This is a genomic window from Terribacillus aidingensis, assembly GCF_900215625.1.
GTDB classification, from domain to species: domain Bacteria; phylum Bacillota; class Bacilli; order Bacillales; family Amphibacillaceae; genus Terribacillus; species Terribacillus aidingensis.
This window is the reverse complement of record NZ_OBEK01000001.1, coordinates 814,086-830,834: the sequence shown is the minus strand read 5'-3', so window position 1 is coordinate 830,834 and position 16,749 is coordinate 814,086. Positions and strand designations below refer to the sequence as shown.

Genomic DNA, 16,749 nt, shown 5'->3' with positions numbered 1-16,749 from the left:
CAATAATACGCTTACGACTAATCTATGAAAAGGGTTTCAAAATAATCCGGAAAAGACACAGGAATCTCATTTGTATACAATTGCAAAAACTGGTACAGTATTAAAAAGATGAGGTGACCAAATGGAATTCAAAAGAACGCCGCTTATAGCGGCTGTGCTGAGCTTTCTATTTACTGGCCTGGGCCAGTTTTATAATCAGCAGCATTTGAAAGGAACAATCTTTGTCTTAGTCAATCTGCTGAATTTGTTCTTGATGTGGTTTGTTGTCGGGTTGTTTACCTTTTTCATTTTTTGGATTTACAATATTTATGACGCTTATAAAATGGCGAAACGGGCAAACATGAAGCTTGCACGCCAAAAAGGGCAAGTAGAGCCTTCTCCTAACTAAGACAGCTGTCCGATCTGGCAGCTGTCTTTTTAGATGGAAACAAGGGTGTGATGAAATGCTTCATATGAGCTTGCCTCCAGCAAACGCTGTACATGATCAGGATGCTCGATGATTCGGACGAGCTGCTGATACATACTTGTAAAATCTTCTTCGCAATCTTTTTGAATGCATAACAAACAGACAAATCGCACCGGCTTTCCCGACCAGTCGATTGGCTCTTTTAAGGTGCAAACAACCCACAATGTTTCCTCCACCTGCGCTTCTATCGGATGGGGGACAGCTACCAAATTACCAAAACTAGTCGGCGCCATTTTCTCTCTATCGTACACCGCTTGAAGAAAGTCTTCTCCTACCTTCCCATCCAAACGCAGCATCTCCGCCATATGCGCAAGCACTTCTTCCTTACACGTATATTCCTGCTGAAGACATACATAAGCCGGCTGAATATAACGTATATCCTGTCCGGATTTTAAAAAAGCTTCCAGCTTCGTAATTGCTTGCGTATCCAAGATGACAGGCACTTGGATGACTGGCAGTGGCGAGACATCCGCCTCAACCGGTACAGTGCTGATCACCACATCTGCATCCCAGCTCTTATTCGAGATTAAACGGTAGTATTCAATCGTATCAACGATGTCTAATTTATCCGGAAAAAGAGATTGCAATTTATAACGCAGCAACTGCGCACTGCCATGCCCCGATGCACAAACAAGTAAACATTTTGTCTTCCGCTCTTTTTGCTGCACTCTCTCCAAAGCAGCACCAATGTGCAGCGCCAGATAGCCAATTTCCTCCACCGCCAGCTGAATCTCCATTTCCTCCTCAACTGCACATGCACCGATGACCGCCGCTTCAAATGCAAGTGGATAATGCTGCTTAATGTCTTCCAATAAAGGATTCCGAACATTCATGTCATACATATGCCGATGAATAGCTGGCTTGAGATGGATCGCCAAACCATGAAGCAATTCCAGATCATGACGAAGGTCCAGCTTCGTTTTCTCATGTATCCTGGCTACAATTGCTGCTGCTAAATCCGACATACCCATGTACGTTTGCATTTTCCCTTGTGCGCCGTATTTTGTACCCATTAAGTGAATCGTCATATACGCCACTTCTACTTGCGGAAAAAACAGATGCAGCTCCGCTTCCAGCGCAGCAGTGAGTTGGGCCGCTTCCCGAAACGCTGGCTGCTGGATCATATCCCCCATCTCATCGGGGGCCAGTTCTACATATTGTTTATCTCGTATTCTCCTGCAGGCAATCGCAATATGGGTCACCAAATTTTGTACCGCCACATCAGACAACGCTAGTTGCTTATCGGTCACAAAACGGTGCACGATGTGATGGACAGCTTGAATGTCACTTTCTGATATAATCGCATCGGGCAAATTGTAACCCTTCTGCCAGCCAGACTGATTTGAGAAGAATGCGGATAAAAAATACCGCTTCTCCGTCTCTGTTCCTTTAATTCGAATACCGTATTTTGGCCTTTTCTCTAAATCCAGCCCCGCCTTCTGCAGCAGCTCTCTCACTTGTTTGAGATCATTTTGCACCGTCGGAAAACTGACAAAAACTGCTTGTGCCAAGTCTTCCATCTTCTGATAGCTGTCAGACAAGAGGAGGAGCTGCAGCAGATGATTTACTCTTTCAGCTGGTGTTTCCACTCTTGTATACAGACGCTTCTGCCTTTCCTGAATTTCTATCTGCAAATACTGTTGAAATAACTTTTCATTCGCAACAATCAGCCGATAACCTTGTCCTCTAATCGAAGCTATGACAGCAAGTTCCTCGGCAAGTTCCTGCTGCAGCACCTTTATATCGGAGCGAATTGTCCGTTCCGAGACTGCTAGTTTTTTTGCCAGTTCTTCCGCTGTTTTTATGCTTGATTCAGAAGCCAGGAAAGTTAATACATCTAAGAGCCTTGGCTGCAGCATAAAGCCACACCTCCTATCCACATGCTATGCAAAAAAGGCGATCTGTTGACCGCCCTTACAACTGCCTTTAGACCGAACCTCGCGTCGACGTTTGTTTTGCTAATACTTCATGCAAATAAATGATTTCTTCTGCCATCTCTCTGACCGTCATGGCATTCATCAGATGATCCTGCGCATGCACCATCAGTAGACTTACCTCCGATTGCTGACCTCCTGCTTCTGCTGTAATAAGCTCTGTTTGAATATGATGCGCCTCGTTGATTGCTTCTTTGCTTAGCTGGATTTTTTGCTTCGCTTCTTCAAACTTCTGCTGTCTTGCCAGCGTCATTGCTTCCATTGCATAACTGCGGCCATCACCGCCATGTAAAATTAACTGAAATGCTTTCTCTTCTATATTCATCGCTGCCTCCTTTGGCTGCTAAATGGGTTTCTTACTCGTCTGTTTTCGTTGCAGCCAGCTCACGCTGTCTTGCTTCCTCTTCCTTAATTTGATTTCTCTCCAAAACGCGGAAGAAAGGATAATAAACTGCCATTGCAATCACCAAGTTAACCAGCTGCAGCACTGCCCCTGAAATCTTTCCTCCTGTTGCCAAATATCCCGATATAAGTGGCGGCATCGTCCACGGAACAACGATACCAGCAGGTTTTGCTACTAGTCCGGTACTCATGCCAATATACGTTGTGATAACCATTATGAGCGGTACGGTAATGAATGGAATAATCATAAGCGGATTCAGTACAATCGGCAATCCGAAAATAATAGGTTCATTGATATTGAAAATTGCCGGGCCAGTCGCCAGTTTACTAAGTTGTTTATTTTGTTTCAGCTTCGCTCGCCAAATCATAATTAACACTAATCCAATTGTTGAACCTGAACCACCAACATGAATGAATACTTCAAAGAACTGAGCAGTGAATATATGCGGCAGCTCTTGACCTGCTGCAAAAGCGGCTGCGTTTTCAGCAGTTGCTTTCAGCCAAATTGGCGACATTATACCACCTACGATATTCGCTCCGTGAAGACCGCAGACCCAAAGCAGCACAATCATCAACTCTGCAACAAAACTCCCGATAAAGGAAGAACCAACTAACGTAAGCGGTGATCCAATTACAGTTGAGATTAAATTATGGATATCGCCAAATGATGTCGCTTCAATTAGCAATCGAATAAGCCAAACAAGGATGATAACTGCAAATCCAGGAATAAGTGCTATGAATGACCGAGATACCGCTGGCGGCACACCGTCTGGCATGCGGATAACGATATTTCGTTTCACAATGAAACGATATACTTCGGTAGCAAGCATGGCTACAAGCATTCCGACAAACAAACCGCCGCTTCCGAGCAAGGATACTGGCACGAAGTTGGCTGCAGCACCCTCTACTTCAAATGGGCTGAATGGCGTTGCCAGCAAGAAGGCCGCCAAAGCAATGGCACCTGAAGATAAAGGATCCACGCCATCTGATTCATAAGCTTGCGCCAGTCTGTACGCGATACCAAAACAAGCAAAAATCGCCATCACATCAAAGGTGACATTTACCGGATACTGCAGCTTCGTGTTCCACGATTCCCCGAAAATATTCGCCATAAAATCGGCATACCCCGGTATCGGAAGGTTTCCGAGAATAAGAAATAATGATCCGACGATAATCAATGGCATCGTGAGGATAATACCATCCCGCAGTGCAACCAGATGCCGCTGCGCAGCCAGTCGGCCGGCAAACGGCATTACTTTCATTTCAAGAAAGTCATTGAATTTGCTCATGCTCTTCACCCCTTCTTCGCAACAAGCGATTCAGCATGATGCAGCACATTTTTCCCATTACCAGTTCCATAATCCACACTATTGATTACTTCTACTGGAATCCCACGCTCTGCGCCTACCTTTTTCATTTGAGGCAGCATATAGCGAATTTGCGGTCCAAGCAGCAGCACATCTGCATGTTCAATATGTTTTTTCGCCTGATCAGCGGATACAGCTTGAATGTGATAACCCTTTGCTTCAGCTTCTGCAGCTTTCTGCATTTTGGAGACAAGCAGACTAGTAGACATGCCAGCGGCGCAAACAAGTAAAATATTCATTTCGTTATCCCCCTTTTTGTTCTTGCTTTTACTATACTATGAAAGCGGTTACATTTCCTGCTAGTCTTTTGCCGTTTCGCAACGGAAACATATTTAAATACAAAAACACCAGCATGCAGTTACGCAGCCGGTGTTCTCCTACAATACTTTTATATCCAATAATTGCGCTAATTCTGTACGCAGGCTTTCTAATTCACTAATTCCTTTAAAGTTGGCGAGCAACCCTTGAATAAGCAGCTTCTTAGGTTCCTTTCCTCGCATCTCTTCTTGAATGAGCTCCACTACGCCTTGCAGTTCTTCCATTTCACTGTGAGTTGAATCGAGCTTCAAAATGACAGCTTGCATCCGGTGCAGCACTTGCATGACTTCTTTATCTCTTAACTCTTTCTCAAAAACAGAGGATGCAACAGGTGTGTCTTCCGTCACTAACGGTTCTGTCTTCCGTCTCAGCAAACCAGCCACCATATCATCCATCCGCTCCATAATGTAAGCTGCCGTCCGATCCAAATCAAGCAGCAGCCCGTAAAGCAGCATATCGCCAATAAACTGATATAACATGCCTTCCAGAAGGATACGCAAATCCTTTAAATACGGCTTACTTCTCTCTCCGTAAACATCCAATAAATCAGATTCAGTCTTTCTTCTGCCTGTTTCTCTCACTTCAAGGAAAAACAGTTCCATTTCTTTTCCTATATCTGAGTCGATTTCATGCCGCTGCATGATAATAAAATTTCCTCGCTTGACCATTTCCCGCATAATCGTCGAAAGCTTCAGTTTCGCTTTATCGCGGCTGCTGTGCATTTCCTGCTGATCAACTTTTTCAATTTCCTCGGAAATTAAACGAAAATGATACCGAACAATCTCTGCCAGCAATTCATCCTTCGATTTAAAATAAGAATAAAAAGCGCCTTTGGAAAGTTTGCTTGCCTCCGCAATTTCTTGAATGCTGGCAGCATGATAACCTTTTTTGGCAATAATCTCGGTTGCACGCTCGATGATGATTATTTTTTTCTCCTGCATATTGCCGTCCCTTTCGACTGACCAGTCGGTCATAATGTATTAAAAGTTCATGAACATTTCGTTAATTCTACAATAATAACGTGGAATAAGCTATTAATCTTTCCTATAACCCTGTTATAATTGTTGCATTAACTAGGTGATACTACTATAGTATAGAGGAAGAATGACCAGTCGGTCAAATAGGGAATAGAGGAGCTGGACCGTGAGAAAGTTTATCAACTTTTCGTTAAAAAACAAAGTTGCCGTATGGTTGCTGACCATTATGGTTGTCGTGACGGGTATCTACGCCGGCACGAATATGAAATTGGAAACACTTCCTGATATCAGTGTTCCAGTACTTTCTGTAACCACTACATATCCCGGCGCACCGCCAGAAGAGGTATTGGAAAATGTAACAGAGCCGCTTGAACAGGCGGTACAAAGTTTGGATGGTGTACAGAACCTAAGCTCAACATCTATGCAAAACGCCTCCAGCATTCAATTAGAGTACGCGTACTCGAAAGATTTGGATGAAGCAGAAACAGAACTCAAGGACGCACTGGAAAAAGTGCAGCTTCCAGATGATGCAGAAGAACCAGCAGCATCCCAAATGAGCTTTGACGCTTTCCCAGTTATTACATTAAGTGCTTCGAACAGCAATCAAAGCATTGAAGAATTGACACAAACAGTGGAAGATGACTTACAGCCTGCACTAGAAGGTATTGAAGGCGTCGGATCTGTAGGTATTTCCGGACAGCAGGTGCAGGAAGTACAGATTACCTATGATGAAGATGCCTTAACTGAAAACGGCCTGACCCAGGATACAGTCGGTCAAATCATTCAAAACAGCAGCGACTCTTATCCGCTTGGACTTTACCAATTCGGAGACAGTGAAAAGAACGTCGCTGTTGATGGCAACATTATTAATCTTGACGACTTGCGCAATCTAGAAATCCCGTTAACAGGCGCGGCAAGTGCTCAGCAAGCAGCAGCCGGCCAAGCTGCAGCGGGGCAAGCAGCGGCAGCGGCTCAAGCTGCACAGGCACCAACTGAACTTCCAACTGTTCAGCTGCAAGACATTGCAGAAGTGGAAGTAGTCGGCGAAGTGGAATCCATTTCCCGTACTAACGGTGAGGATTCTATCGGGATCGATATTACAAAAGATCCAAATGCCAACACCGTAGAAGTTGTAAATGCTGTAAAAGATGAGATCAAGCAATTTGAAGAAGATCATGACGGGTTGAGTATCGTATCAACTACGGACCAAGGAGAACCGATTGAGGACTCTGTCCACACAATGGTTAACAAAGCCCTCTTTGGTGCTATCTTTGCCGTCATCATCATTCTTTTGTTCTTGCGCAATATCCGTTCTACGATTATTTCCGTCATCTCGATTCCTTTATCGATTTTAATCGGATTAATCTTCCTATTTGCAATGGATATCAGCTTGAACATTATGACATTAGGTGCCATTACGGTAGCGATTGGACGGGTAATTGATGACTCCATTGTTGTAGTGGAGAATATATACCGACGTATGTCCTTAGCAGATGAAAAACTGCGCGGAAAGGAATTAATTATTGATGCGACACGCGAGATGTTCATCCCGATTCTTTCCTCTACTGTTGTTACGGTAGCCGTATTCCTGCCGCTTGGATTGGTAGAAGGACAAATCGGAGAATTGTTCCTGCCGTTTGCATTGGCAGTTGTATTCTCGCTATTGGCATCCTTACTTGTTGCCATCACCGTTGTACCAATGGTCGCTCATACACTGTTCCGCAAACGATTAAATCGCGGCATTACAGCTGAAGAAGCGGAAACGTATCAACACAAAGAAGAAAAACCTAGTAAACTGGCGAACTTCTACAAGCGAGTCCTGAACTGGACGTTAACACATAAAATTATTACATCTGCCATTGCGGTTGTTTTACTAGTCGGCAGCTTGTTCTTAGTCTTCGTTGTTGGTGTCAGCTTCCTTCCGAGTTCTGGTGAGAAGATGGTCGTAGCATCGTATTCTCCAGAACCTGGTCAAACACGTGAGGACATTCAGGCAATTACGGCGGAAGCTGAAGAAATGCTGCTTGATCGCGAAGGAGTAGAAACACTTCAATACACAATCAGCAGCGGCGGGAATCCAATGGCATTTTCAGCCGGTGATTCTGCGCTCTTCTACTTGGGATATGAAGAAGACTTCGAGGATATCCAAACAGAGACAGAAGCAGTAGTTGAAGAACTGCAAGGAATGACAGATCAAGGCGAATGGGGTTCAATCGACATGACTGGTACTGGCGGCAGCAGTGCGCAGTACTACGTGTATGGTGACAGTGTCGAAGAAATCCAAACTGCATCACAGCAGATCATGGACGTTATGGAGAACAATGACGACCTAACGAATATCGACTCTGACGCTTCCGAGCAATATGATAAATATACAATTGTAGCCAATCAGGAAGAACTGGCAGCGCTTGGCCTGACAGCAGCGCAAGTTACCGGCCAGCTCACCAATATTGGCAGTCAGCCATCACTTGCAACCATTCAAAATGAAGATGGCAAATCATTAGATGTTTACGTCCAAGTAGCAAACGAATCATTTGAAAATAGAGAAGACCTGGAGAACACAACTATCCAGACTTCCCTAGGAACTGAAGTTGCTTTGAACGAGATTGCAGAAATTGAAGACGGCCAGTCTCCAAATACATTACAGCGCCGTGATGGAAAACTTTATGGGACTGTGTCTGCCGATATTAAGAGCAGCGATGTTGCATCCGCTACCGCGGCGCTGCAAGCAGACATAGATGAACTGGAACTGCCAGATGGTGTCAGCATCGACCAAGGCGGAACATCTGAGCAAATTGCCGAATCGTTCAAACAGCTTGGCCTTGCTATTCTGGCAGCCATTGCGATTGTGTACTTTGTTCTTGTGCTGACCTTCGGCGGAGCACTTGCACCATTTGCTATCCTATTCTCCCTGCCGTTTACGGTTATTGGTGCACTAGTAGGATTATTCATCGGCGGCGAAACGATTAGTGTTTCTTCCCTAATTGGTGTATTGATGCTGATTGGTATCGTTGTTACAAACGCTATCGTGCTCGTTGACCGGATTATTCATAAGGAAAAAGAAGGCCTCTCAACTCGGGAAGCCATTCTCGAAGCCGGCGTTACGCGCCTTCGCCCTATCCTGATGACAGCCATCGCAACAATCGGTGCCCTTGCACCACTTGCCTTCGGATTTGAAGGCGGCGGATCGCTCCTTATTTCCAAAGGATTAGGTATCACTGTTATCGGCGGTCTCATCAGTTCTACCTTGCTGACACTTGTTATCGTGCCAATCGTGTACGAAATGACAACCCGCTTCAGCCTGCAAGAGCATCATAAAGCAGAAAGACAGCGCCGCAAGGAAAGAAAACAGGCAAAAAAAGCAGCAAAAAGAGATGAATAAACAAACAGAAAAGCCTGCAGCGCATGACTGCAGGCTTTTCCTTTATTTGGAGGTAAGATGATGAAAAAGAAGAATGATCGCATTTTGTATACAGATGCACCTGACTCCCTCAATTTCCTGCAGTTTGTTCATAATTATGCCAAGCAGGACGCACGCGTATTCCCCAGCATCCCTAATAATCCATGGAAAGTACAAGAACCAAAAGTACTGAAGCCGATGCTGAAAAAGCTATGGAACGAAACATTGTTATCACTTAATCCTTCTACACATATGTACAGCCATGAAGAAGATTTTCAAGCACTCTTTAAAGATGAACAAAGCTTTAACAGCTGCGTGGAAACATTTCAATCATGGTGGGGAAACATGGCTGGTCAAATGGCCGTTGGACGGTTTCTCGGTGAGCAAGAACACTCCTCTCTATACACCTTTTTCCTGTTAACAGAAAAAGATAATCTTGCCATATATTTTACTTATGACAATGAAATTCTGGGTGAAGGTTCGGTTGATGGCCGTATCGTGCTGACGTTAAGAGAAACATTCGTGCAAGAGGAGATGCTTCGAATTGTGCAAGAGCGTTTAATCTGACGTCTCTTATACTGTGTACTTCCAGCTGGTGTGAACGAATTTTTTATTGCATCTAAAACTAATGATTTATACCTCAGAATATCCATAAAACATACAGCAGAGTTTAAAAGCTTGGATAATCCGGATTAATGTATAACTCATTATCTTCCTCCATTTATAATATCTCCTACATTTTACCGCCGGCTGGCTTGCAGCATCAAGCGACATGTATGATATAAATAGTAGAACAACAGATAAAAGACGCAGAAAAATGAATTTTATTTCAGTATTTTCGGCAATTATTATATCCTAATCTTTTAGCTTCTAGATGAAGATAAAGTTAAAACAATAATTTCTGGACGATTAAATATTCTCAAAGGAATTATACTATTTCCGAGACCCCTATTAACAAACATTGAAGTATTATCTAGTTCGTGCCTACCTGCAGTATACTTTGGGAGAATACCTTGGTTGGGAGCAACTAAACCACCGACAAAAGGTATTCTAACTTGACCACCGTGAGCATGACCTGAAAAAACTACATCAATTGGATATTTTGAATACACCGAAAGAAATTCGGGTCTATGAGATAATAAGATTTTGAAATCAGCTTCTTCCATTCCCTCGATTGAATTCTCAATAGCTTCTTCTGTAATACTACGTTCTGTATAAGAATCATTTACATATGCAGGGTCATCAATTCCAATAATTTTTATTTTCTCATGCCCTTTTGTTATGACATCATTTGAGTTTCTCAAAACTTTAACGCCTATCTCATTTAATTCTCTTTCAAGTATGTTAAATCTGCCAGAACTCCACTCGTGATTTCCTGTTACAAAATAAATAGGAGCTATATGTATCAATTCCCTCATTAAGTTCAGACTTGTATCCTCATTATAGTTTTTTGAATCAACCAAATCACCAGTAAAAACTATCAAATCCGGGTTAATTTTAGTGACTTTTTCAACCAGCACATTTTGTCTATCTCCAAAGGCCTTGCTATGAAGATCCGATAGTTGTACTATTTTATAATCATTGAAACTTGCTGGAACTCTTTGTGAACTTATAGTAGATTCTGTTATTACAATTGAATTATTTTGAAAATAGAAGAACAATACTATTGCAATAATAACTATAAAGGTAAATATAAATCGCTTTTTTATCTTCTTCAAAGTCTCACTTCTTTCTTTGTAGATAGAACATTATACCAAATTACGGTTCTTGAGGTCCCGGTTAATTAGTTCTGGCTTTCCAAGTCCGATATAAGGAAGGACATCTCTATATTTCTAAACTACTCAGATTCATATATAGCCTCCCGTAAACACGTGTGTTATTCAAATTACTTAAATGCCACCGGTAGTTATGTGTATCGGAACCTAAAGCAAGGATAATTTGAATATATTTTCTTTTTGTAAACGTACTGTCTAATCCCCTTTTAAGGGATTTTCTATTTTGATAACAAAATAATTTACCATTGATAAATTATTAGTAGAACCAGGTGAAAATCAATTAAAAAAGCCGAACTAACGAGCATCCTGTAAGGAATACCCATTGTTCGGACTTTCGTTTATGAAAACTATGCCTTCATTTCCATTCAGTTAGCGATTTTTGCTTTTAGTCACTAAACTCACAACAATCATAACCACGACATTCACAACCAATGCAATAATCCCCGTATTTACATCATTCCATGCTGCTGGCAGGAATGGGAATAGGTCCACCAAGGTTGTTTTGGTTATCGTAATATAAGCGACCGCAGCTAATCCAGCAAGAATCCCTGCACCTGCACCATACTTGTTGACGAAGTTCCCTTTCCAGAGACTGAAGAACAGTGACGGAGCCAGCTGGGTCATTAAGCTGTAGCCCATCAAAATGATATTAGATAATGTTGCTCCGCCATGCAGTGTGAAAAGGACAGCGACTAAGCTGACAACAGGAACAAGCAGCCGTGCTAGTTTTCCGATTGTTTGTTCGGAAGACTGCGGTGCAAATACGTGATAGATATTCTTTGCTAATAACGTAGCTGTGCTCATTATCAGCAAAGAACCAGGTACTAGTGCTGTCAGTAAGCCTGCTCCTCCTATAATGCCTATCACCCAAGGATCAAAGGTTTCCATCGAGATTCGAATTAAAGCAAGATCCACGTCTTCTCCTTCCAGCCCAGGCACCGTCAAAATGGCGGCGGTTCCTACCAAAAAGACAAACAAAAGCATGAGTGTGTACAGTGGACTGATGATCGCATTTTTCCGGAATACGCGTGCATTTTTCGCTGTATAAGTAGAGCTGAATACTTGCGGCCACATGTAAAATCCTAAGACAAGCAGTAAGACGGTCGAAATAACCCAGGTGACGCTATTTCCTTCATCTGGGAAGCGCAGGAAGTCCGGATTCGCTGTGTGGATAGCTTCGAACATTGGCTGAAAACCGCCAAAATAATGCAGCGGCAAATAAATACCCAGAAAACAAATAACAACTACCATTACGATATCTTTGATCAATGCAGTCCATGCTGATCCGTGTACACCGGAAAGCATTACATAAACCGTTAAACTGATTGCGCCAATCCATACAGCTGTTTCCATGGAAATAGCGCCGTAGGAAGCTTGGGACACGATAATTCCTAATCCCTTCAGCTGTACGACGATAACAGGTATCATGCCAATAACGCCGACTAATGCAACGAGCACGCCGAGATATGGACTGTTGTATTTTTTCACAAAGAAATCCGATTGTGACACAAGCTTGTGTTCTTTTGCATACCGCCAAATGACCGGTAACAGCCAGTACGATACTACATACGACAAACAGATGTACATCAGTACATATAATGCTGGTGCTCCTTTTCCGTATGCCCAGCCGCTGCCGCCGAGAAACGAGAAAGTTGTATATATCTCTCCTGCCATGAGCAAGAAGACGAAGATAGCACTAAACCCTCTCCCCCCGACTGTCCATTGCTCGAGGTCCATTTGTTTTCCTTTGGTAGATCGAATGCCTAAGAAAACAGCTAACAGCAGAAATCCTAATATAATAATAAGTGCACTATTCATTGTTCTTCATCCTCTTTATTTCGTGGATCCAGCTTGTACATGACAGCCAGAATAATACTAGTAAGTACAGTCCATAAAACAATCCAAAACATAACAAACGGCATGGACAGCACAAATGGCTCCACTCTGTTCACGAGAGGAAGAAATCCTAACATCCCGATAAAAGGCAGGACCGTCAGAAAATATAATCGTTTCATGATGTGATCACCTTCCAAGATAATTAGAACGATAAAGTTCTGAAGCTATCATATGCTTATTTTCGACAATTAGCAAAGACCTTTTCTTCATTAAGTCATAAAAAAACAGAGAAAACCGAAATTCGATTTTCTCTGTACAAGTTTACTAGCTATGCATCAAACAAAGAGATCCATAACCAGTACGCCGCCAAAAGCAACAAACGCTAGAATGGTCTCCAGCACTGTCCATGTTCGGAATGTTTCTTTCACTGTTAAGCCCAAATATTCTTTGACCATCCAAAAACCGGCGTCATTGACGTGGGATAACATAAGCGAACCTGCACCCGTGGCGATAACAAGCAACTCCAAATTCACACCGCTCATATGCGTAATAATTGGCGAAACTATACCTGCTGCTGTGGTCAGCGCTACAGTCGCGGACCCAGTTGCAACCCGGATCAGGCCAGCAACAAGAAATGCTAGCACAATTGGAGAAAGAGATAAATTCGTCGACATTTGAGCAATTGTGTCACCGACACCGCTGTCGATGAGCACTTGCTTGAACCCGCCTCCGGCACCAATAATTAGAATGATAGAACCGACAGGCAAAATGCATTCTTCTGTCATTTTCTTTAATCGATCGCGGTTCATTCCCTGACGGAAGCCAAGGAAGTAATAAGCTACAAATACTGCAGCCAATAAAGCTACTAAAGGACTTCCGATAAAAGCGAGCAGTTCTTCTGCCATGTTAGGCAGCTGCAAGTAAGGGCCAACTGCTGACAAAATCATGAGTAACACCGGCAGCAGAATGACAAAGAAACTAATGCCTGTTCCCGGCGTGCTTTCCGGCTGCGTTACTTTAATGAGATTTGGCTCACCTTGCGGAATAACCCGTTTATGCACCCATTTCGCAAATACCGGTCCGCCAAGAATACCAGCTGGTACCGCAATAATGAGAGAATACAGTAACACCATGCCAAGATCTGCTTCATAGATGCTAATCGCTGCAAGCGCTCCTGGATGCGGAGGCACAAGTCCGTGCACAATGGAAAGACCAGCTATGACTGGCAAAGCAATCAGCAAAATGTTTTGCTTGGTCGTTTTGTAAATACTAATTACAAGCGGCAGTACGATTAAAATACCTACTTCAAAAAAGACCGGGATCCCAATAATAAAACCGGCTAAGAACATGGCCCATGGCAATCTTTTTGGCCCGAACTTCTCAACAAAAAAATTCGCCACTTGATTACCAGCGCCAGAGTCAGCCATCATTTTACCAAGTATCGTTCCTAATGCCAGAATGCCGACAAGGTGGCCAAGCACGCCGCCGACGCCAGTTTCATAAGCTTTTACAATTTCATCGAATGAAAGACCTGCTGTGATGGCAAGGAATAGACTTGCGACCGTTAAGCTGATAAACGCATGCCATTTGAAAACCGTAACACCAATAATAACAATAACAATAGCTAATAATGTCATAGATAAAAGATAGAATTCCATGTCGATTTCCCCTCTTCTCGTTGATTAAGCGCTTTCATGAACTAGACAGAGAAAGCCGCATTATTGCAGCATTCTCCGCTGGAAATCAGCAATTCGTGCATATTCTGTTTCGAAAGTCCGAGACAACTGAATATAAATGCTCATCAGTTCTTGGTAAACGTCCACGCATTCCGGATTTGGTGTATGGTGGTGTGTGCGTCCAATCATGTCATTGACAACATCAAATGAATCGATATCACCAAGGCTATACAAACCGAGAACAGCCGCCCCGAGACAAGAGCTTTCATAGCTTTCCGGAATATGCACTTCTTGGTCAAAGATATCGGCCATCATTTGTCTCCATAAGCTTGAACGTGCGAAACCGCCAGTTGCTTGAATCTTTTTCGGACTGCCTGTCAATTCGGTCAACGCTAACAGCACTGAGTAAAGATTGAATAAAACACCTTCCAGAACCGCGCGAATCATGTGTTCTTTCTTATGATGCAGTCCAAGTCCGAAGAAGGAACCGCGAGCATTGGCATCCCAAAGCGGGGCACGCTCTCCTGCTAGATAAGGATGGAATAGCAGGCCATCTGATCCTGGTTTTACGAGTGAAGCAATCTTGGTGAGCACTTCATACGGATCAATACCGAGCCGTGCTGCCGTTTCCGTTTCGGCTGCCCCTAGCTCATCACGCACCCAGCGAAGTACAACACCGCCATTATTTACCGGACCGCCAACGACCCAATGATTTTCTGTCAGCGCATAACAGAAGATACGGCCTTTCGGATCTGTTGTAGGCTTGTCCGTTACGGCACGAATGGCTCCGCTCGTTCCGATAGTGACGGCTACAACACCTTCTTCTACCGCGCCTACCCCAAGATTGGACAGAACACCGTCACTTGCACCGACGATAAACGGTGTTTGCCGCAGCACACCAAGTTCTTCTGCCATCTGTTCTGTCAGACCGACAAATTGATAGGTCGTTGATACCGGTTCAGACAACTGATCAACAGAAACACCAGCAACCGCTAGCGCTTCTTCATCCCAAGCGAGCTTCTTCAAGTTGAACATGCCTGTTGCAGAAGCAATTGAATAATCTACTTTATAGCTGCCGAACAGCTTGAAGAAAACATATTCTTTTATGGAAATGAATTTAGCTGTCTGCTCGAAGACCGCTGGCTGTTCTTCTTTTAACCAACGCAGCTTCGACAATGGCGCCATTGGATGAATCGGTGTACCAGTGCGCTCATAAATGCGATGGCTGTCTGTTTCTTCTTTGATTTTCTCCGTCCATTTTGTTGCTCGGTTATCTGCCCACGTAATGCATGCCGTGAGCGGTTTGTTGTGAGCATCAACAGCAATAACGCTATGCATAGCAGAACTAAAGGAAATACAGCGAATCGCTGCTGGGTTCACACCGCTGATACGAATCGTATCTTTAATGGTCGATCGTACAGCTTGGTATATTACTTCCGGATCTTGCTCAGCTGTTTCAGCTGTTGGTGAATGCAGCGGATATTCAATGCCTTCCTTTGCAATTACTTCACCAGTTGTTGTGAACAGGACAGCTTTCGTACTCGTCGTCCCCATATCTACGCCGATCATATAGGAAGCAGCCAACTTCTTCCCCTCCTTTTGTTAGCGTTTCACCACTGCATGGCCGCCGAATTCATTTCGCAATGCTGCAACTACTTTTCCAGAGAATGTATCTTCATCTAGCGAGCGATAACGCATCATGAGTGACATCGCAATAACAGGTGTTGCTGCTTGCAGCTCAAGCGCCGTTTCCACTGTCCATTTGCCTTCACCAGAAGAATGCATCACACCGCGAATCGCATCCAGTTTTGGATCTTTGCTAAATGCGGATTCTACGAGTTCCATCAGCCAAGAACGAACAACCGAACCGTTGTTCCACACTTTCGCAACATGCTCATAATCAAAGTCAAAATCGCTTTTCTCTAATACTTCAAAGCCTTCTGCAATCGATTGCATCATGCCGTATTCCACGCCGTTGTGGACCATTTTCAAAAAGTGGCCGCTTCCGCTTTTGCCAGCATAATGATAGCCATTTTCTACACTGATTGCTTGGAAGATTGGTTCAATTGTTTTGAACACTTCTGCGTCTCCGCCAATCATGGTGCACACACCGTGGCGCGCCCCGTCCGTCCCGCCGCTCGTACCTACATCAAAGAAATGAATACCATGTGCAGCAAAAGCTTTGGCACGTTCCACCGATTCCTTGTAGTTAGAGTTTCCGCCGTCCATCAGAATATCTCCTTCTGACAGATAGCTCTTTAGCTCATCCAGCACTTTTTCCGTAATTTCTCCAGCAGGAACCATTGACCAGATAATCTTAGGGCTTGGCAGTTTTTCCGCTAATTCTTTTAAAGAAGCAGCTGCTTCTCCCTTTGTCTCAGCAAATTTGGTGCGCGCTTCTTCACTTACATCAAAAGCAACAACCTCAAAATTATTGTCCAACAAGTTCAAACCAAGATTGAATCCCATTTTTCCAAGACCGATTAATCCAATATGCATAATAGATTAGCTCCTTCAAAATAATTTTCAGTTTATGTAACCATAATAAGAAAATAATTTTCATATTGCAAGCGATTACAACGAATTTATGCTATACTA

At 43.5% G+C, this 16,749-nt stretch carries 13 protein-coding genes and 1 pseudogene; 3 read left to right on the top strand and 11 right to left on the bottom strand.

All coding sequences use genetic code 11. The features are described from left to right. Positions 1-121 precede the first annotated feature (121 nt). Positions 122-388, top strand: a complete 267-nt coding sequence (locus tag CRO17_RS03920) for a hypothetical protein (protein WP_077307419.1) — start codon at positions 122-124, stop codon at positions 386-388. 29 nt (positions 389-417) lie between these two features. Here the strand turns inward: CRO17_RS03920 and CRO17_RS03915 are convergent, their stop codons facing one another. The 5 genes and pseudogenes from CRO17_RS03915 to CRO17_RS03895 all read right to left on the bottom strand — a co-directional run bounded on the left by CRO17_RS03915 (position 418) and on the right by CRO17_RS03895 (position 5,428). Then, positions 418-2,325 carry a BglG family transcription antiterminator gene (locus CRO17_RS03915; protein ID WP_097039440.1) on the bottom strand — a complete coding sequence of 636 codons (1,908 nt, stop codon included), beginning with the start codon at positions 2,323-2,325 and terminating at the stop codon, positions 418-420. A 67-nt stretch (positions 2,326-2,392) separates the two neighbouring features. After that, entirely contained in the window at positions 2,393-2,725 is a 333-nt protein-coding gene (locus tag CRO17_RS03910; RefSeq protein ID WP_097039438.1) for a PTS lactose/cellobiose transporter subunit IIA, read from the bottom strand. 31 nt (positions 2,726-2,756) lie between these two features. Then, positions 2,757-4,091, bottom strand: a complete 1,335-nt coding sequence (gene celB, locus CRO17_RS03905; RefSeq protein ID WP_097039436.1) for a PTS cellobiose transporter subunit IIC — start codon at positions 4,089-4,091, stop codon at positions 2,757-2,759. A 5-nt stretch (positions 4,092-4,096) separates the two neighbouring features. Further along, positions 4,097-4,423 (bottom strand): annotated as a pseudogene (locus CRO17_RS03900) (lactose/cellobiose PTS transporter subunit IIB); the annotation flags it as partial. A gap of 123 nt (positions 4,424-4,546) precedes the next feature. Then, positions 4,547-5,428, bottom strand: coding sequence for a TetR/AcrR family transcriptional regulator (locus tag CRO17_RS03895; protein WP_179636817.1), 882 nt, complete (start codon positions 5,426-5,428; stop codon positions 4,547-4,549). 202 nt (positions 5,429-5,630) lie between these two features. On the opposite strand from CRO17_RS03895, the gene CRO17_RS03890 reads away from it, so the two are divergent. Further along, positions 5,631-8,846: an efflux RND transporter permease subunit gene (locus CRO17_RS03890; RefSeq protein WP_097039429.1), complete on the top strand. Its 3,216-nt coding sequence runs from the start codon at positions 5,631-5,633 to the stop codon at positions 8,844-8,846. Positions 8,847-8,906: 60 nt separating this feature from the next. After that, positions 8,907-9,431, top strand: a complete 525-nt coding sequence (locus CRO17_RS03885) for a hypothetical protein (protein WP_097039427.1) — start codon at positions 8,907-8,909, stop codon at positions 9,429-9,431. A 296-nt stretch (positions 9,432-9,727) separates the two neighbouring features. Here the strand turns inward: CRO17_RS03885 and CRO17_RS03880 are convergent, their stop codons facing one another. From CRO17_RS03880 to gnd, 6 genes are all read right to left on the bottom strand, one after another. After that, positions 9,728-10,582: a metallophosphoesterase gene (locus CRO17_RS03880; RefSeq protein ID WP_097039425.1), complete on the bottom strand. Its 855-nt coding sequence runs from the start codon at positions 10,580-10,582 to the stop codon at positions 9,728-9,730. A gap of 426 nt (positions 10,583-11,008) precedes the next feature. Continuing rightward, on the bottom strand, positions 11,009-12,457 hold the full coding sequence (locus CRO17_RS03875) for a sodium:solute symporter family protein (RefSeq protein ID WP_097039423.1): 1,449 nt from the start codon (positions 12,455-12,457) through the stop codon (positions 11,009-11,011). Further along, entirely contained in the window at positions 12,454-12,654 is a 201-nt protein-coding gene (locus CRO17_RS03870) for a DUF3311 domain-containing protein (protein ID WP_097039421.1), read from the bottom strand. Before CRO17_RS03870 ends, CRO17_RS03875 begins: the two co-directional genes overlap by 4 nt. 156 nt (positions 12,655-12,810) lie before the next feature. Then, complete coding sequence (locus CRO17_RS03865; protein ID WP_097039419.1) at positions 12,811-14,133, bottom strand: GntT/GntP/DsdX family permease; 1,323 nt, start codon at positions 14,131-14,133, stop codon at positions 12,811-12,813. 60 nt (positions 14,134-14,193) lie between these two features. Continuing rightward, the gene (gene gntK / locus CRO17_RS03860; protein ID WP_097040072.1) at positions 14,194-15,720 is read right to left on the bottom strand and encodes a gluconokinase; all 1,527 of its coding nucleotides are present in this window, start codon (positions 15,718-15,720) and stop codon (positions 14,194-14,196) included. A 33-nt stretch (positions 15,721-15,753) separates the two neighbouring features. Further along, positions 15,754-16,650 (bottom strand): phosphogluconate dehydrogenase (NAD(+)-dependent, decarboxylating), encoded by an 897-nt coding sequence (gnd, locus tag CRO17_RS03855; RefSeq protein WP_097039417.1) that lies wholly within the window; start codon positions 16,648-16,650, stop codon positions 15,754-15,756. Positions 16,651-16,749 lie beyond the last annotated feature (99 nt).